Consider the following 21834-nt stretch of genomic DNA (forward strand, 5'->3'; position numbering starts at 1 on the left):
TAGTGACGCGTCCACCAGAGGTGCAACGCAAAGGTGCCGAGCCCTCCGGGCCCGGCACCTTCACGACGCGGTGTGCGCGTCTACTTCTCGCCCTGCTTGCGCCAGCGGATGCCCGCCTCCAGGAAGCCGTCGATCTCGCCGTCCAGCACCGCCTGCGGGTTGCCCACCTCGAACTCCGTACGCAGGTCCTTGACCATCTGGTACGGGTGCAGGACGTACGAACGCATCTGGTTTCCCCAGGAGTTGCCGCCGTCGCCCTTGAGCGCGTCCATCTTGGCCTGCTCCTCCTGGCGGCGGCGCTCAAGGAGCTTCGCCTGGAGGACGTTCATCGCGCTCGCCTTGTTCTGGATCTGCGAGCGCTCGTTCTGGCAGGAGACGACGATGCCGGTCGGGACGTGGGTCAGGCGCACCGCGGAGTCCGTGGTGTTGACGCCCTGGCCGCCGGGGCCGGACGCCCGGTACACGTCCACGCGCAGCTCGGACTCGTCGATCTCGATGTGGTCCGTCTTCTCGACCACCGGCAGCACCTCGACGCCCGCGAAGGACGTCTGGCGGCGGCCCTGGTTGTCGAACGGCGAGATGCGCACGAGGCGGTGGGTGCCCTGCTCGACGGAGAGCGTGCCGTAGGCGTACGGCGCCTTGACGACGAAGGTGGTCGACTTGATGCCAGCCTCTTCCGCGTACGAGGTCTCGTAGACCTCCGTGCCGTACCCGTGGCGCTCGGCCCAGCGCAGATACATCCGCTGGAGACGCTCGGCGAAGTCGGACGCGTCGACGCCGCCCGCCTCGGCGCGGATGTTGACCAGCGCCTCGCGCTCGTCGTACTCGCCGGAGAGGAGGGTGCGGACCTCCATCTCGTCCAGCGCCTTGCGGACGTCGGTCAGCTCGGACTCCGCCTCGGCGAGGGTGTCCGCGTCGTCCTCGGCCTCGGCGAGCTCGAAGAGCACGGCCAGGTCGTCGATACGACCGCGGAGGGCCTCGGTCTTGCGGAGCTCGGCCTGGAGGTGCGAGAGCTTGCTCGTGATCTTCTGCGCCGCCTCCGGGTCGTCCCACAGGGACGGGGCGGCGGCCTGCTCCTCGAGCACGGCAATATCTGCCCTCATCCTGTCGAGGTCCAGGACGGCCTCGATCGACCCCATGGTCGAGGAGAGGGACTTCAGCTCTTCGGATACATCGACGACTGCCACGGGTCCAGCGTAACGGCTGGGCGCGAGAGCCCGACCCCCTAGGGTTCCGCCGGTACCGACTGCTGGGAGTCCCGCGGGGAGACCTCCGAATCGCCGCCGCTCGTCGCCAGCCAGCCACCGACGCCCAGCGCGGCCGCGACCACCACTGCGGCGACCCCGAGGACGATGCGCCGCTTGCGGACGGTCTCGGACTTGTGGCGGGCCGATCCCGGTCGGCGCTGGCCGGGTGTGCGGGGGGCGCGCGCCGTGCCGCGGGCGCCGCCGGCGAGCTCGTCCGGAGCCGGTACCCGCATCGAGGTGTGGGTGTCGCGGTTGGAGTCCGCGGGCGCCGCGCCGGGCACCAGCGGTACGGCGCCACGGCGGCGGACCTCACCGGGTGCGGCCGGCGTCTCGTCCTCGTACGGCTCCGCCTGCGGTTCGGCATCGGGCTCGTCGACGTCCAGGGGCGGCATGCCCGCCAGCATCGGCTGGAGCTCGCGCAGCCGCGTGCCGACCTCGGAGGCGCGCAGCCGTGACGCGGGCGCCTTGGCCAGGCACTGGTTGATGAGCTGCCACAGCTCGTCGGGGATGCCCGGGAGAGGGACGACGGTCTCGGTGACATGGCGGCGCAGGACCGCACCGGGGTGACCGCCGCCGAAGGGGGTGAAGCCGGCGAGGAGTTCGTAGAGCACGGTCGCGAGGGCGTAGATGTCGACGGCGGCACGCGGCGGCAGACCCTCGACGATCTCGGGCGCCAGATAGTCCGGGGTGCCGATGATGCGGGACGCCTTGGTGCGCCGCGGGGTGTCGATCAGCTTGGCGACGCCGAAGTCGGTCAGCAGGGCCGGGTGGGAGCCCGCGGGTCCGAGCGGGCCCTCCATGTCGAGCAGGATGTTCTCCGGCTTGACGTCGCGGTGCACGATGCCGGCGGCGTGCGCCACGGCCAGCGCGTCGGCGACGTCCGCGATGATCGCGACCGCGGCCTGGGGGGCGAGCCGGCGCTCCCGGTCGAGGCGGGTGCGCAGATCGGTGCCGCGTACGAGGTCCATGACGAGCGCGAGATCGTTCCCGTCGACGACGAGGTCGCGGACGCCGACGATCCGGGGGTGGTCGAGGCCGAGCAGGGCCGTGCGCTCCTGCACGAAGCGCCCGACGAGCTCCTGGTCCGACGCCAGGTCCTCGCGCAACAGCTTGATGGCGACGGGACCCTCGGGTCCCTCGCCCGCCCACACCGTGCCGGCGCTGCCCCGCCCGAGGATCTGGTGGGCCGTGTAGCGGCTGCCGATATTCCGTGCCAAGACTGCTCCCTCAGCGGCTGGCGTTGCCCACTGTGTCCGCCCGGGGGGCGACCCCCGGACCCCCGGCCGGAAAGCGGGCCGGGCACCGTGACCGCGGGGACACGCGAGGCACACCTGAGTAACGTACGCGGGGATCCGGGGCCTGTGGGCCCCGGATGCCGCCAACCTTCACTTCTACGGGGGAAAACTGCCCGAAGAAGTCAACAAAGCTGACAAAGCCACCGAGTCGTGCAGTGGTTACTGTCCGCCTGGGTCCTGGGGCCCGGCGCCCGGGTCGGAACCGCCGAGGTCGGAGATCCAGTCCGACACCTTCGAGATGCCGTCGCCGATCGCGCTCCAGTAGCTCTTGCCCTCCGCGATCCAGCCCTGGAGCGGGGTCAGCTCCCAGACGAGCCAGCCCGCGACCACGATCAGGATCACCGAGAACAGACAGCCCTTGAGGCAGCCCAGACCCGGGATGCGCATCGGATTGGCGCTGCGCTGCCGGGGCTGGCGCGGGGTGGGCTGCGGCGGCGCGTAGGGCTGCGGCGCGTACTGCTGCTGCTGTGGCGGCGGCTGCTGCCGGGCCTGTCGCCTGCTGGCGCGCGGCTGCTGCTGGGGCTGGGGGCGCTGCGGCTGCTGCGGGTAGCCCTGCTGCGGTTGCGGCGGGTACCCCTGCTGCGGTTGCTGGGGCCGCTGCTGCTGACGCTGCGGACGGCGCCGCAGCGGGTCCTGGCTCGGGTCGATGTACTGGACCTGCGTCTGCTCGCTGCGGTCGCGGGCCGCTTGGAGCTGGGACTGCCAGGGGTGGTTCGGGTCGTTGCCCGGCGGCACTGGGGGCATCACCGAGGTCGGGTCGGGGCCCTGGCCCTGGCCGGGACCGGTCTGCTGCATCACGCTGGTCGCGGCGTTCGGGTCGTACGAACCGGCGTTGGTGGGCAGCACCTGCGTCGGGTCGGCCGAGCCCGGGGTGCCAGGGACATGTGCCGGATCCGGGTCGGGGCCGAGCAGGGCGGCGACGCCGAGCGCCGCCTCGACCTGCGCGGAGGAGGAGTGCACGCCGATGCCGGCGGCGACGGTGCGCAGCCCGCGGGCGAGGTTCTCGGCGCTCGGACGCTGGGACGGGTCCTTGCGCAGACAGCGCTCTATCACCGTCCACAGCGGCTCGGGGACGGTGGTGGGGCGGCGCGGCTCCTCGCTGAGGTGGCGGTGCAGCACCTCCAGCGCACTGCCGCCCGCGAACGGGGGCCGGCCGGTGACCAGCTCGTAGAGCAGGATGCCCGCGCCGTAGATGTCGACCGCGGAGGTCTGCGGGCGGCCCTCGGCCGATTCGGGCGCGACATAGGCGGGTGTGCCGACGAACTCGTGCGTACGGGTCAGTCCCGGGGAGTCCGCGAGGCGCGCGATGCCGAAGTCGGTCAGCATCGGGTGCATCTGGCCGTCGATGTCCGTCTTCAGCAGGACGTTCGCGGGCTTGAGGTCCCGGTGGACGACGCCGTCGGCGTGACTGGCGGCGAGGGCGTCCGCGATCTGGGCGGTCAGCAGCGCGGCGGCGACCGGGGTGAACGGGCCGTTGTCGCGGAGATAGCGGTGCAGGTCGGGGCCGTCGACCAGGTCCATGACCAGGGCGAGCAGATCGCCCTCGACGACCAGGTCGCGCGTCCGCACGATGTTCGGGTGGGTCAGGCGGAGCAGGACGGAGCGCTCGCGCAGGAAGCGCATCACCACGTCCGCGTCGTTCGCCAGCTCCTCCTTGAGGACCTTGATCGCCACGGTCTCGCCCGGCTGGCCGGGCACGGCCGCCTCGGCGCCCGCGGTCTCCCGCTGGCTGGCCCGCCAGACGGTGCCCGTGGCCCCGCGCCCGAGTGGCTCCTCGAGCAGGTACTTGCTGCCTACCGGCCGCACGTCATGTGCTCCCTGCTGATCGTGGTCCTTGCATGATCCCGGGCCACTGTCCCTCCGCCCGGGTTTCCGACCCACTTTAATGCCGCCGAACGGGGCACCGTCCGGTTGTCGTCCTCCGCCGTTGTCCCGGCGGTGTTCGAGAGAAAGACGTGCGCATCGTACGGATGGTTGCCGAACGGCCGTGCCGCACACATCACGGCGGTTCCGGATCCGTTCCCAACCAGGCATTTTTCCGTCCGGAGCGGACCAATCAAGATCACTTGTCAGCAGTACCCGGGCGTGTTGTCAGTGGCAGGTGCGAGGATGCCCTCAGCACGGCGCCGTGGGGGCGGGAGCTCTGTGGTCCGTGCCGACCTGCCGGGTGGGGGCGATCACAGGCGGCACCCCTGCCGGGCACCCTGCGCAGAAGGGATTGCTGACGGCCATGCAGATCCGGCTGACCGTTCTCGCGCCGCGCGGCGGGCAGTCCGCGGCCGCGGGGCCCGCGTCTGCGGGACGTGTCCCTGCCGCGCGCTCGTGCGACGTGCTGATCACCGCGCCGTCCGGGACGGCGCTCGCCGCCGTGGCCTCCGACCTCGCGGCCGCGGTCGCAGGGCCGGACGTCTCGGGCACCGTCGTTCTCTACGCGGGCCAGGAGCGCCTCGACGCCCAGCGCCGCACCCTCGGCGAGCCACCGCTGGTGGACGGTGCCGTGCTCTCGCTCCAGTTTCCCGGCGACGACGAGCCGCCCGTCACGGACGCCGCGGCGCAGCTCCAGGTGGTGGCCGGCCCCGACGCGGGTGGCGTGCATCTGCTCCACGGCGGCCGCATCAGCATCGGCCGCTCGGCGGAGGCGGACGTGCCGCTGGACGACCCCGACGTCTCCCGGCTGCACTGCGCGGTGACGGTGGCGGAGGACGGCCGGGTCACCGTGGCGGACCTGGGCTCGACGAACGGCACCACGCTGGACGGCAGCGCGGTCGGTTCCCGCCCGGTGCGGCTGCCCGCGGGCGCACTGCTGCGCCTGGGCGAATCGACGCTCCGCCTCACCCCCGGCGACCGTACTCCGGCGCTGCCGACGGCCCCCGACGGTGAGGGGCATCTGCGGGTGCGCCGGATCGACGTGCCGGAGGGAGCGGCCCTGCCGGGCGGGGACGGCCCGGGCGCGACGACGGCCGCGGACGCGCACCGCAAGTACGACACGGGGATACGTGACGCCGGGATGCCGGATGCCCGGATGCCGGATGACGCACTGTCCGCGGACGGCGGGCGGCACGGCGACCGTGCGAGGGGCAGCGCCGCCGCCGACCGGCGGGGCCCGGGCGGTCCCGCGAGCCCCGGCCGGGTCGAGCATCTGCCGGGTGGTCCGTATCCGCCCGGACAGGCACCGGACCGTTCGACCGCGAGCACGCCCGCCCACGGCACGTACACAGGTCCCGCCGGCCCGCAGGGCACGGCGCCCCGCGTCCCCGCCCAGTACGACCCGAGTCAGTACGACCCCGCCCGCACCACCCCCGGCGAGCCGGGCCAGGGCGACGCCGTGCACTCCCGGGCCTCCGAGATCCAGGACGGCGTCTCGGAGACGCCCGAGGCCCACAGCAGGGAGGGCGCGCCCGCCCGCGGCTCCCGCAAACGAGGCATAGGCGCCTGGGCCCGGCGGTTCGCCGGAGCCCGGGAAGAGGTGTCCGCCGAGGTGACCGCGGAGCCCGAGGCGCCACCCGCCGCCGCGCCCGCGGTGGACAGCTGGCCCGACCCCGCCGCCGTACTGCTGACCGCGCTCGGCCCCGGCTCCCGGCTGTGGGAGCGCGGTCCGGAGCATCCCGAGTCCCTTGTTCTGCGGCTCGGCACCACCGACCGTGCCGATCTCCCGTCCGTGCCGGTGACGGTCGGGCTGCGGGAGGCCGGCTCCCTCGGGCTCGCCGGCCCCCGGGCGCGGCTGGCCGGTCTCGCCAGATCGGCCGTCGCCCAGCTCGCCGCGCTGCACTCCCCCTCGGACCTGGAGATCGTGCTCATCAGCACGGACCGGGCGCGGAGCCTCCAGGAGCGCCGGGCCGAGTGGGCGTGGCTCGGCTGGCTCCCGCATCTGCGGCCCGCGCACGGCCAGGACTGCCGGCTGCTGCTGGCGTACGACCGCGACCAGGCCACCGCCCGTACGGCCGAGCTCACCCGCAGGCTGGACGACGGACCGCTCGGCCCGGGCTGGCCGAGCGCCGACCGCGCGGCCCTCACCGATGCTGCCGGGCGGCACGACGGCTCGCGCACCGTGGTGATCGTGGACGGCGACCCCGGTTCGGCCGCGCTCCGGGAGACGACGGCACGGCTCGCGGGCGCCGGCTGGGCCGCCGGGATCCATCTGATCTGCCTGGCCGAGACCCCCGCCGCCTCCCCGTTGTCTCCGGTGACCGCGACCTACGAGACGGCGTGCGCCGCGTCGCTCGCCTTCCGCGAGTGCGGCGCCGTCGCGCTGCTGAGCGGCGATGTGGCCACCGCGCTGCGGCTGATGCGTACGGCGGGAGGGCAGCCTGCGGGCCACGGCACGGTGGGCGCGGTGGACGCCGTGTCGGCCGCCTGGGCGGAGCGCTTCGGTCGCGCACTGGCCCCGCTGCGGGCCGAGGGTTCCGGCACCCGTCCGGGCCGGGCGGCGCCGCTGCCCCGCACGGCGCGCCTCCTCGACGAGCTCGGGCTGGCCCGGGCCACGCCGGCTTCCCTGATGACGCGCTGGGCCTCGGAGGGCGAGAGCACCGCGGTGCTCGGCGCGAGCCCTCGTGGACCGCTGGCCGTCGATCTCACCGAAGAGGGCCCGCATCTGCTGATCGAGGGGCCGCCGGGCAGCGGCCGGACCGAACTGCTGCGGTCGGTCGCGGCCTCACTCGCCGCCGCCGACCGTCCCGACCGGCTGGGTCTGCTGCTGGTCGACGGCGCGGGCGGCGAGCGCGGCGAGGGCCTCGCGGCCTGTACGGAACTTCCGCATGTCACCGAGCATCTGGTCGCCAGCGACCCCGTCCGGATGCGGGCCTTCGCCCAGGCGCTGGGCGCGGAGCTGAAGCGCCGCGCCGAACTGCTCGGCAGCACCGGCTTCGCCGAGTGGCAGACCCGGCGCGAGGTCGCGGACCGCATGGTGGCCCCGCGCCCGCCGAGCCCCGCCGAACAGCGCGGTGACATCGACTCCCCCTCCAGCGGCACGCTCCGCCTGCGCCCGGGAGGCCGCGCGGCCACCGCGCAGGGGCCCGCCCCGCTCCCCCGGCTGATCGTCCTGGTCGACGACTTCGACGCCCTGGTGGCGCCGGCGCTCGGCAGCCCGGGCCGTCCGGCCGCCGGTTCGGTCGTACGGGCCCTGGAGGCGGTGGCCCGCGACGGCGAGCGGCTCGGCATCCATCTGGTGGCGACCTCCGCGCGCCCCGACCGCACGGCCGACACCGACCTGGCGCAGGGTGCGCGGCTGCGTGCCGTGCTCGACCCGCCGCCCGCTTCCGCCGGGCCGGAGGATCCGGCTCCTGGGCGGGGCCGGCTGGGGCACCCGGACGGCAGGGTGACGCCGTTCCAGAGCGGCCGGGTGACGGGACGCATTCCGCGTACGGCCACTCTGCGCCCCACCGTGGTGCCGCTGGAGTGGGAGCGCATGGGCGATCCGCCGACCCGCCGCCCGGTGCGTGAACTGGGCAACGGCCCCACGGATCTTGCCCTGTTGGCGAGCGCCCTGGAGCGGGCGGCACGATCGGTGGACGCCGAGCCGCTGCCTCCGCTCTCCCCCGCTCATCCCTGAACGACGGGTGCTCATCCCTGAACGACAGGCCGGTTGCACCCTTTGACAGGACATCACGTCACAAGGGCATCACGAAAGACACGTAGGCGAAGGGTGCGGTATTGCGACACCCGTGGACCGGGCGTACACCTGTCGGTCAACGGGACATTGCACGGGAGAGACGGGGCAGTGATGCGCACAACTCTTCGTACGAGCAAGGCCGCAGTGATCTTCGCGGCTGTCGGCGCCCTTGCCGTCGCCGGCTGCGGGGACGGCGACGACAAGGCGAAACCGGAGGAGAGCAAGGCCGGCGAATCCGCGCCCTCGGTCCAACTCCCCAAGCTGAACGGGGAGAAGATCGAGGTCGCCGCCGTCTGGAGCGGCCCCGAGCAGGAGAACTTCACCAAGGTCCTCAAGGAGTTCGAGAAGCGGACCGGCGCCACGGTCACCTTCGTCCCCGCCCAGGACCCGATCGTCAACTTCCTCGGCACGAAGATCGCCGGCGGCAGTCCTCCCGATGTGGCGCTGCTCCCGCAGGTCGGCGCGATCCAGCAGGCGGTGGAGCGCAAATGGGCCAAGCCCGTCGCCGCGGAGGCGAAGGCGGAGCTGGCGAAGAACTACTCCGCGGGCTGGCAGAAGCTCGGCCAGGTGAACGGCGAGCAGTACGGCGTCTACTACAAGGCCGCCAACAAGTCCCTGATCTGGTACAACAACGCCGCCTTCGAGAACGCGGGCGTGCAGGAGCCGAAGACCTGGAAGGACTTCCTCGCCGCCGCCGAGACGATCTCCGCCTCGGGCGTCACACCGGTCTCGGTCGCCGGCGCCGACGGCTGGACGCTCACCGACTGGTTCGAGAACATCTACCTCTCCCAGGCGGGCCCGGAGAAGTACGACCAGCTCGCCCAGCACAAGATCAAGTGGACCGACCCGTCGGTCAAGGCGGCGCTGACGACGCTCGGCGAACTCTTCGGCAAGCCGAACCTGATCGCGGGCGGTGCCGATGGCGCACTCCAGACGGAGTTCCCCGCCTCGGTGACCCAGACATTCACCGGCGGTGACCAGCCCAAGGGGGCGATGGTCTTCGAGGGCGACTTCGTCTCGGTCAACATCGCGCAGACGAAGGCGAAGATCGGTACGGACGCGAAGGTGTTCCCCTTCCCCGCCGTCGGCACCGAGGCGCCGGTGGTGACGGGCGGCGACGCGGCCGTCGCGCTCAAGGACAGCAAGGGCGCGCAGGCGCTGCTGACCTTCCTGGCCTCGCCCGACGCGGCCAAGATCTCGGCCGGGGCGGGCGGGTTCATCTCGCCGAACAAGTCACTGGACCTCGCCGCCTATCCGAACGACGTCCAGCGCGACATCGCCAAGGCCCTGATCGCCGCGGGCGACGACTTCCGCTTCGACATGTCGGACCAGATGCCGCAGTCGTTCGGCGGTACGCCCGGCAAGGGCGAGTGGAAGGCGCTCCAGGACTTCCTCAAGAACCCCAAGGACGTGGCAGGGGCCCAGCAGAAGCTGGAGTCGGACGCCGCCAAGGCGTACAAGAGCTGACGGGTGACCACCGTGGCGAAAGCGGGGGGCGCGGCAGAGCCGACGCCCCCCGCCGACAGGCGCAAGAGTGTGACCGGCACACGCAAGACCGTCGCGGTGGCGTTCCTGCTGCCCGCGCTGGTGCTGCTCGGCGCGCTCGTGGTCTACCCGATCGGGTACTCGCTCTACCGGTCCTTCTTCGACCAGGCCGGGACCGGCTTCGCCGGGCTCGACAACTACCAGGAGATATTCACCGACGACACCATCCTCACCGCGGTCAAGAACAACGCGATCTGGGTGGTCGTCGCGCCGACCGTATCGACGGTGCTGGGACTGATCTTCGCGGTCCTCACCGAACGCGTGCGCTGGGGCACCGCGTTCAAGCTGATCGTCTTCATGCCGATGGCGATCTCGATGCTCGCCGCGGGCATCATCTTCCGGCTGGTGTACGAGCAGGACCCGGACCGGGGCGTGGCCAACGCCGTGTGGGTGGGCGTGCACGACACCTTCGCCGAGTCGGCGGGCTATCCGAACGCCCGCCCCCTGCCCGTGCATCCGCTGAAGCCGGGCGGCGGCGGCTCCTTCGTGACGAAGACCCCGGTCACCGCGGGACAGCCGGCGCTGCTCCCGCTGGTCGGTGTCGCGCCGGCGAACATGCCCGACGGTGCGAAGCCCGCCAAGGCGGCGGAGCCGGAGGACGGGAAGATCATCGGCACGGCCTGGCTGGACTTCACCCGGGGCGGGGGCGGCAAGCCGAACGTCGTCGACGCCAAGGAACTGGGGCTCGACGGCCTGAAGGTGGAGGCGGTCAAGGACGGCAAGGTGGTGGCCTCGACGCGGGCCGGTCCGGACGGGACCTTCAGCCTGCCGGAATCCGCCGCGGGGGCCGAACTGCGGTTGCCCGCCTCGAACTTCGCGGGGCAGTACAACGGCGTCAACTGGCTCGGCCCCACCCTCGTGACCCCGGCCATCATCGGCAGCTACGTCTGGATGTGGGCGGGCTTCGCGATGGTGCTCATCGCGGCGGGCCTCGCCAGCGTGCCGCGTGAACTCCTCGAAGCGGCCCGGGTCGACGGCGCGACCGAGTGGCAGGTCTTCCGCCGGGTCACCGTCCCGCTGCTGGCGCCGGTGCTCGCGGTCGTCCTCGTCACGCTGATGATCAATGTGCTGAAGATCTTCGACCTGGTCTTCATCATCGCGCCGGGCTCGGCCCAGGACGACGCGAACGTGCTGGCGCTCCAGTTGTACCGCTCCTCGTTCGGCACGGACTCCCATCTCGGTCTGGGCAGTGCGATCGCGGTGCTGCTGCTGTTGCTGGTGATCCCGGTGATGTTGTTCAACATCCGGCGCATGCGAAGGGAGAGCCGCCGATGACCACGACCGACGGTGTGGTGAAGGCGAAGCAGTCCCTCGCGGCGCGGCTCGCGGCGGGCGCCGGCGGCGGCGTGATGCGGGTGTTCCTGATCCTGATCGGCCTGTTCTGGCTGATGCCGACGTTCGGTCTGCTCATCTCGTCGCTGCGCGGACCCGCCGACATCAGCGCGAGCGGCTGGTGGAAGGTGTTCACCGAACCGGCGCAGCTGACCACCGAGAACTACTCGCGGCTGCTCCAGAACGAGGCGATCACCGACTCGCTGTTCGCCAGCGTGATGATCACGGTCCCGGCGACCCTGCTGGTGGTGATCATCGGCTCGTTCGCCGGCTACGCCTTCGCCTGGATGGAGTTCCCCGGCCGCGACTGGTGGTTCATGGCCGTCGTCGGCCTTCTGGTCGTCCCGGTGCAGGTCGCGCTGGTGCCGGTGTCGAAGCTGTTCGGCGAGATCGGCATCTTCGAGACGACGATCGGCGTGATCCTCTTCCATGTCGCGTTCGGCCTGCCGTTCGCGATCTTCCTGCTGCGGAACTTCTTCGCGGAGATCCCCCGGGAACTGCTGGAGGCGGCGCGGCTGGACGGAGCGGGTGAGATCCGGCTGTTCACCCGTGTCGTGATGCCGCTCGGCGGTCCGGCGATCGCCTCGCTCGGCATCTTCCAGTTCCTGTGGGTCTGGAACGACATGCTGGTCGCGCTGATCTTCGCGGACTCGGAGAGCGCGCCGATCACGGTGGCACTCCAGCGCCAGGTCCGGCAGTTCGGCAACAACATCGATGTGCTGGCACCGGGAGCGTTCGTCTCGATGATCATCCCGCTGGCGGTCTTCTTCGCGTTCCAGCGCCAGTTCGTGACGGGCGTGATGGCGGGCGCGGTGAAGTAGGACATCGCCGCACGAGGGGCCGGGCGGGGATCACCTGCCCGGCCCTTCCGCGTAAGAGGAGGGCCGGGTCGTACGGGCGGGCCCGGGTCTTACGTACGCGGCCCGGCCACGCGAGCCCGGCCACGCGAGGTGGCGGTCCTCACCTGAGGGCCTCAAGCCTTCAGCGCCGCCACCGCACCCCGCGCCAGCTCGTCCAGATACCCCTTCGGCAGCCCCGACCTGACGACCACCAGCCGCCAGTACAGCGGCCCCACGATCAGGTCCAGTGCCTTGTCCGGGTCGGTGGACGCGGGCAGTTCCCCGCGGGCGACCGCTTCGCGCACGACCACCGCCGCGACCCCCTGCTGGCTGTCCAGCAGCGCCGCCTTGATCGCGTCCGAGATCTCCGGATGGCGCGCGGCCTCCACCAGCAGGTCGGGGATGACCTGCGAGGCCACCGGGTGGCGCAGCGCGTGCGAGGCCACTTCCAGCAGGGCGCGCACATCCCCGTACAGCGAACCCGTCGCCGGCGCCGGCAGTCCCTGGGTCGCGAGCGCGGAGACCAGGTCGAGCACGAGCGACAGCTTCGACTTCCACCGCCGGTAGACAGCCGTCTTGCCGACGCCCGCCCGGCGCGCGATGCCCTCGATCGACATACGGGCGAAGCCGACCGCGGCGAGCTCCTCGAAGACGGCGGCGCGGATCGCTTCGGTCACGTCCTCCCGGAGCACTGCGGCTCCCGCGGGGGCACGTCGTGGGGTTCCCGGGTCCGTGGTCATGACCATGAGCATACCGGTGACGACGAAACGGTTGCGTTGCAACGTACATCGGTCCTACTCTCACCGTAGCGACGAAACGGACCCGTCCCATCGCTGCCGTAGCCTCGCGCACCCCCTTTCCCCTGCCCTGCCCCCGGCGAAAGCGACCAGAGTGAGCAGCCAGACGATCTCCACACCCGCGCCACCGGCGGAGGGCCTCAGCGAGCTCGCCGCCCGCCACGGGCTCACCGTGAGCGGCGCGCGGCCGACGCTCCGGGCGTACATCGGACAGCTGTGGTCGCGCCGGCACTTCATCACGGCGTTCGCGACCGCGCGACTCACCGCCCAGTACAGCCAGGCGAAGCTCGGCCAGGTGTGGCAGCTCATGACACCGCTGCTCAACGCCGCGGTCTACTACTTCATCTTCGGGATACTGCTCGGCACGAGCCGCCACGTGGCCGACTTCGTGCCGTTCCTCGTCACGGGCGTCTTCATCTGGACCTTCACGGCCAACTCGATCATGACGGGCACCCGTGCCATCTCCGGCAACATCGGGCTCGTCCGGGCGCTGCACTTCCCGCGCGCCTCGCTGCCGATCGCGCTCGCGCTGCAACAGCTCCAGCAGCTGCTGTTCTCGATGGGCGCGCTGGTCGTGATCCTGATGTTCTTCGGCGAGTTCCCGAAGCCCAGCTGGCTGCTGGCCGTCCCCGCCCTGCTCCTTCAGGCGGTCTTCAACACCGGCCTGTCGATGGTCATGGCCCGTCTCGCGGCCCGGACGCCCGACATCGCCCAGCTGATGCCGTTCCTGCTGCGCACCTGGATGTACGTCTCGGGCGTGATGTGGAGCATCCAGGCGGTGCTGAAGGGCCAGCACCTGCCGCACCTGGTGCTGCTGGCGCTGGAGTGCAACCCCGCCGCCGTCTACATCGACCTGATGCGCTTCGCGCTCATCGACAGTTTCACCGCGTCCCAGCTGCCGCCGCACGTGTGGGCCGTCGCCCTCGGCTGGGCCGTGCTCTTCGGAGCGGGCGGCTTCCTGTACTTCTGGAACGCTGAGGAGCAGTACGGCCGTGGCTGAGCAGACCGATCGGATCCCCACCGTCGTCGTCGACGATGTGCACGTGAAGTACAAGGTGAACGGCGGGCGCACCGGCAAGGGCAGCGCCACCACCGCCATGAGCCGGATCCTCTCCCGCAGGTCCTCGCCCGGCATCCGCGAGGTGCACGCGGTCAAGGGCGTCAGCTTCGCCGCCTACAAGGGCGAGGCGGTCGGCCTGATCGGCTCCAACGGCTCCGGGAAGTCGACGCTCCTCAAGGCGATCGCCGGCCTGCTGCCGCCCTCCGAGGGCAGGGTATTCACCCAGGGGCAGCCGTCCCTGCTGGGCGTGAACGCCGCGCTGATGGGCGACCTCACCGGCGAGCGCAACGTAATCCTCGGCGGGCTCGCGATGGGCATGTCCCGTGAACAGGTCCACGAGCGCTACGACGACATCGTCGACTTCTCCGGGATCAACGACAAGGGCGACTTCATCACGCTGCCCATGCGGACGTACTCCTCCGGCATGGGTGCCCGGCTGCGGTTCTCCATCGCCGCCGCGAAGAGCCACGACGTGCTGCTGATCGACGAGGCACTGGCCACGGGCGACGCCAAGTTCCAGCGCCGCAGCCAGGAGCGGATCAACGAGCTGCGCGAGGAGGCGGGCACGGTGTTCCTGGTCAGCCACAGCACCGGGACCATCACCTCGACCTGCGACCGGGCGCTGTGGCTGGAGGCGGGCACGCTGCGGATGGACGGGCCGGCGAAGGACGTCGTCGCGGCGTACGAGGCATTCGCCAAGAGCAAGAAATAGCAGGAAATCTATGTAAATCAGGCTAAAGTACCCGCCGATGACGCCCCATCGGATCGCCCCGCTTCCGTCCGCCCACCATCTGGCTCCGGTACTGGCGGACAACCGCCCCGGTACCGGACGCCGTCTGGGCCCGCGGCACAGCTTCGCGCTGGCCCTCACCTGGGTGGCCACCCGCTTCGGCATGCTGGCCCTGCTGGTCGTCGACCGCCTCGGCGACACCGGGGTGGCCGGCGAGGTGCACACCCTCTACCGGCGCTGGTACGAGCAACTCGCCCACGGGGCGTTCCCCGTGGACGACGTCACCTGGCAGTACCCGCCCGGCGCCGCGCTGGTGTTCCTCTCCCCGGGCCCGCTGCCCTGGCTGACGTACTTCGAGGCCTTCGTGGCCCTCGTCCTCGTGTCCGACGCGGTCATCACCGTCGCGCTGGCCCGGGCGGGAGTACGGGGCGCCTGGCTGTGGGTGTGCGCGCTGCCGCTGCTGCTGAACATTCCGCTGGCCCGGTACGACGTCCCGGTCACCGCCGCCGCCGTCCTCGCCCTGCTCGCCGTGCGCACCCACCCGCGCCTCGGCGGCGCGCTCGCGGGAATCGGCGCGATGATCAAGGTCTGGCCGCTGCTGGCCGTACTCGGCACCGCGCGCGGACGAACGACACGCTCGGCCTGGCTCTCCGCCGCGGCCGCCGCGGCCGTCCTGTTCGCGGCGCTCGCCATCGGCTTCAGCCACACCCTCGACTTCGTACGGCAGCAGGGCGCCCGCGGTGTCCAGATCGAGTCGCTCGGCGGCACCGCGCTCCAGCTCGCACGCCACGCGGACTGGTCGGGGACGGTGCGCTACCAGTACGGGGCGTTCGAGTTCATCGGGCCGTATGTGTCGAGCGTGGCGACGGCGTCACTGGCGCTGACGGTCGTCGCCTTCGGCTGGCTGGTGTGGTGGCGGATGAGGGCGCGGCGCTGGAATCCCGCGACACCCTTCGACGCGGCCTTCGCGGCCGTGCTCCTGTTCACCGTCACCAGCCGTGTCATCAGCCCGCAGTACATGATCTGGCTGCTCGGACTGGCCGCCGTCTGTCTGACCTCGCGGTTCACCACCCAGCGGCCGGTCGCGCTGCTGATGGTGCCCGCGACCGTCCTGAGCGCGCTCGCCTATCCCCTGCTCTACAACGACGTGCTCGGCGGCACCGTGCTCGGCTGTGTGCTCATGGTGCTGCGCAACGGTCTGCTGCTCACGGCGGCGCTCCTGTCGTGTCGGCGTCTGTGGACGGCGACGGCCTCGCGATAGGCTCCCGGACGCCATCGGCAGGTGCACAGGCACGTTCTGGGGGGCCGGATGCGTCGTGACGGGCTCGAACCACTGCGGGAGAACGACCCGGCGGAGATCGCCGGCTATGTACTCGAAGCGCGCATCGGCGAGGGCGGGATGGGGACCGTCTTCCTCACCCGGTCCCCCGAGGGCCGGCCGGTCGCGCTCAAACTGATCCGACGCGAACACGCGCAGAGCGAGAACTTCCGGAAGCGGTTCGCCCGCGAGGTCGAGGCCGCCCGCCGGGTGCACGGCCGTCATGTCGTCCCCGTGCTCGACCACGACGCGGACGCCGAACGGCCCTGGCTGGCGACCCGTTACGTACCCGGGCTGCCCCTGGACGAGGCGCTCGCCGAACACGGGCCGCTGCCGCTCGCCTCGGTGCTCCGGCTGACCGCGGGCGCGGCCTGCGCGCTGGACGTCGTCCACACCGCCGGGGTCGTCCACCGCGACGTCAAGCCGGCCAATCTGCTGCTGACCGCGGACGGGCCGTGGCTGCTGGACTTCGGCATCGCGCGGGCGGCCGGGACGGCGACGCTGACCACGATCGGCCGGATGGTGGGCACACCGAAGTACATGTCGCCCGAGCACGCGCTGGGCAAGAAGGTCACACCCGCGTCCGACGTCTTCACGCTCGGTCTGGTCGCCGCGGAGGCCGCGTCGGGCCGTCATCCGTACGGAGAGGGCGGCGGACTCGTCGTCGCCACCCGGATCGCGGGCACCGAGCACGAGCCGCCGGACCTCGGCCCCTTCCCGGCCCCACTGCGCGACGTGCTCGCGGCCTGCCTGGCCGCGCGCCCCGAGGACCGTCCCGCCGCCGCCGATGTGGCCCGGCTGTGCGGGAACGCGGGCGGGCGGGACGCCGGGGACTATCGCGGCTGGCTGCCGAAGCCCCTGGCCACGGCGGTGGCGAAGGTCGAGCGGGCCACCGGAGCGAAGGTCGACGACCCCAGGTCCTCGGGCTGGCTGAGCCGCATCCGGCGCAATCTCTGAGGGCGCACCGGCTGAGGGCCCGCCGCGCCTGAGGGCCCGTACCGTCCGAGGGCCCGTACCGTCCGAGGGCCCGCGCATGACGGAGCGCCCGCCACCACAAGGGTGACGGGCGCTCCCCTTCGAGGCTCTAGCTGTGCGTGCGCAGCAGCTGGCGCATCGTCCTCATCGCGACCGACAGGTTCGCCAGGTCGAAGGTGTCGGAGCTCTGGATCTCCTCCAGCGTGGTGCGCGCCCGGCCCAGGATCGCGGCGTTCTTCTGCTCCCACGCCTTGAACCGCTCCTCGGGGGTCGAGGTGCCGTTCCCGACGCTGAGCACGTCGGCCGTGAGCGCCGCGTGCGCCGCGTACAGGTCCTCGCGGATGGAGGCACGGGCCATGGACTGCCAGCGGTCGGCCCGCGGCAGCTCGATGATCCGGTCCATCAGCTGGGTGATCCGCAGCCGGTCGGCGAGGTCGTAGTACACCTCGGCGACCGCCATCGGCTCCTTCTCCGTGCGGTCGGCGATCGCGACGATGTCGAGCGTCGGGAAGGCCGAGGAGAATCCGGCGACCCGCAGCGCGAGCTCCTCGGGCACACCCTCGCCGGTGAGCTCGTCCAGGATGCCCTGGTACCACTCCAGGTCGGCGCCGCGGAGCATCTTCGGAAGCTCGGCCCAGACCTGCTCGACGCGCTCCGCGAAGAAGTCGATGGTCCCGGCCAGTTCGAGCGGCTGCGGCCGGTTGCCCAGCAGCCAGCGCGTACCCCGCTCGACCAGTCGCCGCGAGTGGAGCCGGATCCGGGTCTGGACACCGGCGTCGACCTTGTTGTCGAGCGCCTCGACGGCATCCCACACCGCGCTCAGCCCGAAGATCTCGCGCGCCGCCGTCTGGGCCCGCACGACCTCCTCGGTCGATGCGCCGGTCTCCTCCCGCAGACGGTGCAGGAAGGTCGAACCACCGGTGTTGACCGTGTCGTTGACCAGGACGGTCGTGACGATCTCGCGGCGCAGCGCGTGACCGTCGATCGCCTCGCCGAACTTCTCGCGCAGCGGCTGGGGGAAGTAGGCGTGCAGCAGCCGGCGCAGGTACGGGTCGTCCGGGAGCTCCGTCTTGATCAGCTCGTCCGCCACCGTGATCTTGGTGTAGGCGAGCAGCACCGCGAGCTCCGGCTGGCTGAGTCCCCGGCCGCTGTTCAGCAGCTCACGGATCTGCCGGTCGGTGGGCAGGAACTCCAGAGGCCTGTCCAGCGCACCGGCCCGCTCCAGGCGGCGCATGAAGCGCTGGTGGGCGTGGAGCAGCGACGGCGACTGGGCGACCGCGTTCGACAGGGCGGTGTTCTGCGCGTAGTTGTTGCGCAGCACCAGGGCGCCGACCTCGTCGGTCATCTCGGCGAGCAGCTTGTTGCGCTGCTTGACGGTCATGTCGCCGTCGGCCACCAGGGCGTTCAGCAGGATCTTGATGTTCACCTCGTGGTCGGAGGTGTCCACGCCGGCGCTGTTGTCGATGGCGTCGGTGTTGACCTTGCCGCCCTCGCCCTCCGGGCCGCCCTTGCGGTCGAACTCGATACGGCCGAGCTGGGTGAGCCCGAGGTTGCCGCCCTCGCCGACCACCTTGACCCGCAGGTCCTCTCCGTTGACCCGGATCGCGTCGTTGGCCTTGTCGCCGACGTCCGCGTTGGACTCGGTGGAGGCCTTGACATACGTACCGATGCCGCCGTTCCACAGCAGGTCCACGGGGGACTGCAGGATCGCCTTCATCAGCTCGGCGGGCGTCATCTTGGTGATGCCGGCCTCGATGCCGAGAGCGGCACGCATCTGGGCGTTGACCGGGATCGACTTGGCGGTACGGGGGTGGATGCCGCCGCCCGCCGACAGCAGGTCCTTGTTGTAGTCGGCCCACGAGGAGCGCGGCAGCTCGAACAGCCGGCGGCGCTCGGCGTAGGAGACGGCCGCGTCCGGGTCGGGGTCGATGACGATGTGCCGGTGGTCGAAGGCCGCGATCAGCCGGATGTGCTCGCTGAGCAGCATGCCGTTGCCGAAGACGTCACCGGACATGTCACCGACGCCGACGACCGTGAAGTCCTCCGTCTGCGTGTCGTGCCCCAGCTCGCGGAAGTGCCGCTTGACGGACTCCCAGGCACCGCGGGCGGTGATGCCCATGCCCTTGTGGTCGTACCCGGCCGAGCCGCCGGACGCGAACGCGTCGCCGAGCCAGAAGTTGTAGGCGACGGCGACCTCGTTGGCGATGTCGGAGAACGACGCGGTGCCCTTGTCGGCCGCGACGACGAGATAGGTGTCGTCCTCGTCGTGGCGTACGACGTCGGCCGGCGGGACGACCTCGCCCGCGACCATGTTGTCGGTGATGTCGAGCAGCGCCGAGATGAACATCTTGTACGAGGCGATGCCCTCGGCGAGCCAGGCGTCGCGGTCCACGGACGGGTCCGGGAGCTGCTTGGCGACGAAGCCGCCCTTGGCGCCCACCGGCACGATGACGGTGTTCTTCACCATCTGCGCCTTGACCAGGCCGAGGATCTCCGTGCGGAAGTCCTCCCGCCGGTCGGACCAGCGCAGACCGCCGCGCGCGACCTTGCCGAAGCGCAGGTGCACACCCTCGACCCGCGGGGAGTAGACCCAGATCTCGTACGCCGGGCGGGGCGCGGGCAGGTCCGGGATGGCCTGCGGGTCGAACTTCATCGACACATAGCTGTGCTGGGTGCCGCCCGCCGCCTCCTGGAAGAAGTTGGTGCGCAGCGTCGCCTTGATCACGGTGAGGAAGGACCGCAGGATGCGGTCCTCGTCCAGGCTCGCGACCTGGTCGAGCGCGCCGTCGAGCTCCTCCAGGAGCGCGTCGGTCAGCTCGGTGCCGCCACGCTGGCGTCCCGGCGACATCCGCGCCTCGAAGAGGGAGATCAGCAGCCGGGTGGTGTGGACGTTGGTGTGGAGGGTGTCCTCCATGTAGTCCTGGCTGAAGGTCGAACCGGCCTGGCGCAGGTACTTGGCGTACGCCCGCAGCACCATGGCCTGCCGCCAGCTCAGTCCGGCGCCCAGCACCAGCGAGTTGAAGCCGTCGTTCTCGGCCTTGCCCTGCCACACCGCGGCGAAGGCGTCCTGGAACCGCTCACGCGCGTCGTCGGCGAGGTAGTCGCCGTTGCCGGAGGACATCGGCATCCGCAGGCCGAAGTCGTAGATCCACGCGCTGGTGCGGTCCGAGCAGCGCAGCTCGTACGGACGCTCGTCGACGACCTCGCAGCCGAGCCGCTGGAGCACCGGCAGGACCGCGGAGAGCGAGACCTGCTCGCCACTGCGGTAGATCTTGAAGCGGCGCTCGCCGGGACCCGCGCCGACCGGCTCGTACAGGGAGAGGGCGAAGTCCTTGGGAGAGCGCGCCAGTTCCTCGAGGTTCACCAGGTCGGCGACGGCGGAGCGCGGCGAGTGGTCGGCCTTGTAGCCCTCGGGGAAGGCGTTGGCGTAGCGGCGCAGCAGCTCGGCCGCGCGCTCCTCGCCGACCTCGGCGTTCAGCGCCTCGCCGAATCCGTCGGACCACGAACGCGCGGCCTCGACGAGCCGGGCCTCGATGCGCTCCGTGTCGGCGTCGGTCAGGTGCGGCAGCACGGTGCCGGACGGGACGCGGATGACGAAGTGGATGCGGGAGAGGATCGACTCGGTGTTCCACGCGGTGAAGTCGACGCTGCTGCCGCCGAGTTCCTCCTTGAGGATGTCGATCAGGCGCAGCCGGACCGCGGTGGTATAGCGGTCGCGCGGCAGGTAGACCAGAGCCGAGTAGTAGCGGCCGTACTCGTCCTGACGCAGGTAGAGCCGCAGCCGGCGGCGCTCCTGGAGGTAGAGCACGCTGGTGACGATCGAGCGCAGCTGGTCGACGGGCGTCTGGAACAGCTCGTCGCGCGGGTAGGTCTCGAGGATCTGGAGCAGGTCGCGGCCGTCGTGGCTATTCGGCGAGAAGCCGGCGCCTTCGAGGACCTCGGCGACCTTGCGGCGCACGACGGGGACCCGGCGTACGGACTCGGTGTACGCGGCGGACGAGAAGAGGCCGAGGAACCGGCGCTCGCCGATGACGTTGCCCTTGGTGTCGAACTTCTTGACGCCGACGTAGTCGAGGTAGCTCGGCCGGTGCACCGTCGCGCGGCTGTTGGCCTTCGTCAGCACGAGCAGCTTGTGCTCACGGGCCTTGGCGCGGGCATCGGCGGGCAGCTTGCTGAACGACGGGCTGACCGGGTGGTCCTCGTCCTCGCTGTGCTGCGGGTCGGACCGCAGGATGCCGAGGCCGGTGCCGGGCACGGCGGCCAGCGCGTCGTTCTCGGTGAGCTCGTACTCGCGGTAGCCGAGGAAGGTGAAGTGGTCGGCGGAGAGCCAGCGCAGCAGTTCGCGGGCCTCGTCGACCTCCTGGTCGCGCAGGTCGTCGGCGGTGGGCTCGGAGGGCAGTTCGTCGGCGATGCGCAGCGCGGCGTCGCGCATCTTCTCCCAGTCCTCGACCGTCTCGCGCACGTCGGACAGCACCCGGAGCAGATCGGCGGTGATCTGCTTGAGGTCCGCGCGGTCGGTCTCGCGGTCGGTCTCGACGTGGATCCAGGACTCGATGAGCGCGTCGTGCGGCAGGTTCTTGCTGTGCGCGGACTCCTCGGCCAGCACCTCGATGAGCTTGCCGGTGAGGTCCCGGCGCACGATGACCTGCGGGTGGATCACGACATGGATGCCGCGGTTCTGCCGGGAGAGCTCGTTGGTGACCGAGTCGACGAGGAAGGGCATGTCGTCGGTGACGACCTCGACCACGGAGTGGCTGCACGTCCAGCCGTTCTCCTCCACGGTCGGGGTGCTGACCCGGACGTTGGCCGTGCCCTGCGGGCGGTTTTCGGCCAGGCGGAAGTGGGAAAGTGCCGCTCCGAAGACATCGACCGGGTCGCGGTCGGCAAGGTCCTCCGGTGCGGTGTGCAGGTAGTAGCGCTGGAGGTACGTGAGCAGAGTGTCCCGGTCCGGTCGCTTCTGCTCGGCCCCAGTCGGAAGGTTCCCCCCGACCGGGCTGTTCTCAGCTACCCGTGCGGCCCGTGCGAGCAGCTCGGCTTTGGCTTCGTCCAGCTTGGTCTGCATGTCCTCTGGCTCCTGTCGCGCGCCGT

General features: G+C 71.4%; 13 protein-coding genes. 8 read left to right on the forward strand and 5 right to left on the reverse strand.

Annotated features, from left to right (window positions below; translation table 11 throughout):
- Positions 1 to 80: 80 nt before the first annotated feature.
- The 3 genes from prfB to ACFWU3_RS25430 form a co-directional block, all read right to left on the reverse strand.
- Positions 81 to 1187, reverse strand: a complete 1107-nt coding sequence (gene prfB / locus ACFWU3_RS25420; protein ID WP_313946028.1) for a peptide chain release factor 2 — start codon at positions 1185 to 1187, stop codon at positions 81 to 83.
- 38 nt (positions 1188 to 1225) lie between these two features.
- Positions 1226 to 2464, reverse strand: coding sequence for a serine/threonine-protein kinase (locus ACFWU3_RS25425; RefSeq protein ID WP_384441916.1), 1239 nt, complete (start codon positions 2462 to 2464; stop codon positions 1226 to 1228).
- 237 nt (positions 2465 to 2701) lie between these two features.
- Positions 2702 to 4348, reverse strand: coding sequence for a serine/threonine-protein kinase (locus ACFWU3_RS25430; protein ID WP_384441919.1), 1647 nt, complete (start codon positions 4346 to 4348; stop codon positions 2702 to 2704).
- A 424-nt stretch (positions 4349 to 4772) separates the two neighbouring features.
- On the opposite strand from ACFWU3_RS25430, the gene ACFWU3_RS25435 reads away from it, so the two are divergent.
- The 4 genes from ACFWU3_RS25435 (at position 4773) to ACFWU3_RS25450 (ending at position 11848) form a co-directional block, all read left to right on the forward strand.
- On the forward strand, positions 4773 to 8090 hold the full coding sequence (locus tag ACFWU3_RS25435; RefSeq protein ID WP_384441921.1) for an FtsK/SpoIIIE domain-containing protein: 3318 nt from the start codon (positions 4773 to 4775) through the stop codon (positions 8088 to 8090).
- Positions 8091 to 8261: 171 nt separating this feature from the next.
- Positions 8262 to 9617 (forward strand): ABC transporter substrate-binding protein, encoded by a 1356-nt coding sequence (locus tag ACFWU3_RS25440; RefSeq protein ID WP_384441924.1) that lies wholly within the window; start codon positions 8262 to 8264, stop codon positions 9615 to 9617.
- A gap of 3 nt (positions 9618 to 9620) precedes the next feature.
- Complete coding sequence (locus tag ACFWU3_RS25445) at positions 9621 to 10970, forward strand: carbohydrate ABC transporter permease (protein WP_384441927.1); 1350 nt, start codon at positions 9621 to 9623, stop codon at positions 10968 to 10970.
- The gene (locus tag ACFWU3_RS25450; protein ID WP_384441930.1) at positions 10967 to 11848 is read left to right on the forward strand and encodes a carbohydrate ABC transporter permease; all 882 of its coding nucleotides are present in this window, start codon (positions 10967 to 10969) and stop codon (positions 11846 to 11848) included. Before ACFWU3_RS25445 ends, ACFWU3_RS25450 begins: the two co-directional genes overlap by 4 nt.
- Positions 11849 to 12000: 152 nt before the next feature.
- Here the strand turns inward: ACFWU3_RS25450 and ACFWU3_RS25455 are convergent, their stop codons facing one another.
- Complete coding sequence (locus ACFWU3_RS25455; protein WP_384442002.1) at positions 12001 to 12618, reverse strand: TetR/AcrR family transcriptional regulator; 618 nt, start codon at positions 12616 to 12618, stop codon at positions 12001 to 12003.
- A gap of 139 nt (positions 12619 to 12757) precedes the next feature.
- On the opposite strand from ACFWU3_RS25455, the gene ACFWU3_RS25460 reads away from it, so the two are divergent.
- Genes ACFWU3_RS25460 through ACFWU3_RS25475 form a run of 4 tightly spaced genes read left to right on the forward strand, consistent with a single transcriptional unit; the run spans position 12758 to position 16728 of the window.
- A complete protein-coding gene (locus tag ACFWU3_RS25460) occupies positions 12758 to 13663 on the forward strand; it encodes an ABC transporter permease (protein WP_384441933.1) in 906 nt (301 codons plus the stop codon).
- On the forward strand, positions 13656 to 14435 hold the full coding sequence (locus ACFWU3_RS25465) for an ABC transporter ATP-binding protein (RefSeq protein ID WP_384441935.1): 780 nt from the start codon (positions 13656 to 13658) through the stop codon (positions 14433 to 14435). The genes ACFWU3_RS25460 and ACFWU3_RS25465 overlap by 8 nt, the downstream gene beginning before the upstream one ends.
- 37 nt (positions 14436 to 14472) lie before the next feature.
- Positions 14473 to 15714 (forward strand): glycosyltransferase 87 family protein, encoded by a 1242-nt coding sequence (locus ACFWU3_RS25470; protein WP_384441938.1) that lies wholly within the window; start codon positions 14473 to 14475, stop codon positions 15712 to 15714.
- A 48-nt stretch (positions 15715 to 15762) separates the two neighbouring features.
- Positions 15763 to 16728, forward strand: a complete 966-nt coding sequence (locus ACFWU3_RS25475) for a serine/threonine-protein kinase (protein WP_384441941.1) — start codon at positions 15763 to 15765, stop codon at positions 16726 to 16728.
- A 127-nt stretch (positions 16729 to 16855) separates the two neighbouring features.
- Here the strand turns inward: ACFWU3_RS25475 and ACFWU3_RS25480 are convergent, their stop codons facing one another.
- A complete protein-coding gene (locus ACFWU3_RS25480; protein WP_384441944.1) occupies positions 16856 to 21808 on the reverse strand; it encodes an NAD-glutamate dehydrogenase in 4953 nt (1650 codons plus the stop codon).
- Positions 21809 to 21834: the final 26 nt, after the last annotated feature.

The sequence above is a fragment of the Streptomyces sp. NPDC058685 genome (assembly GCF_042714725.1).
Classification (GTDB): Bacteria; Actinomycetota; Actinomycetes; order Streptomycetales; family Streptomycetaceae; genus Streptomyces.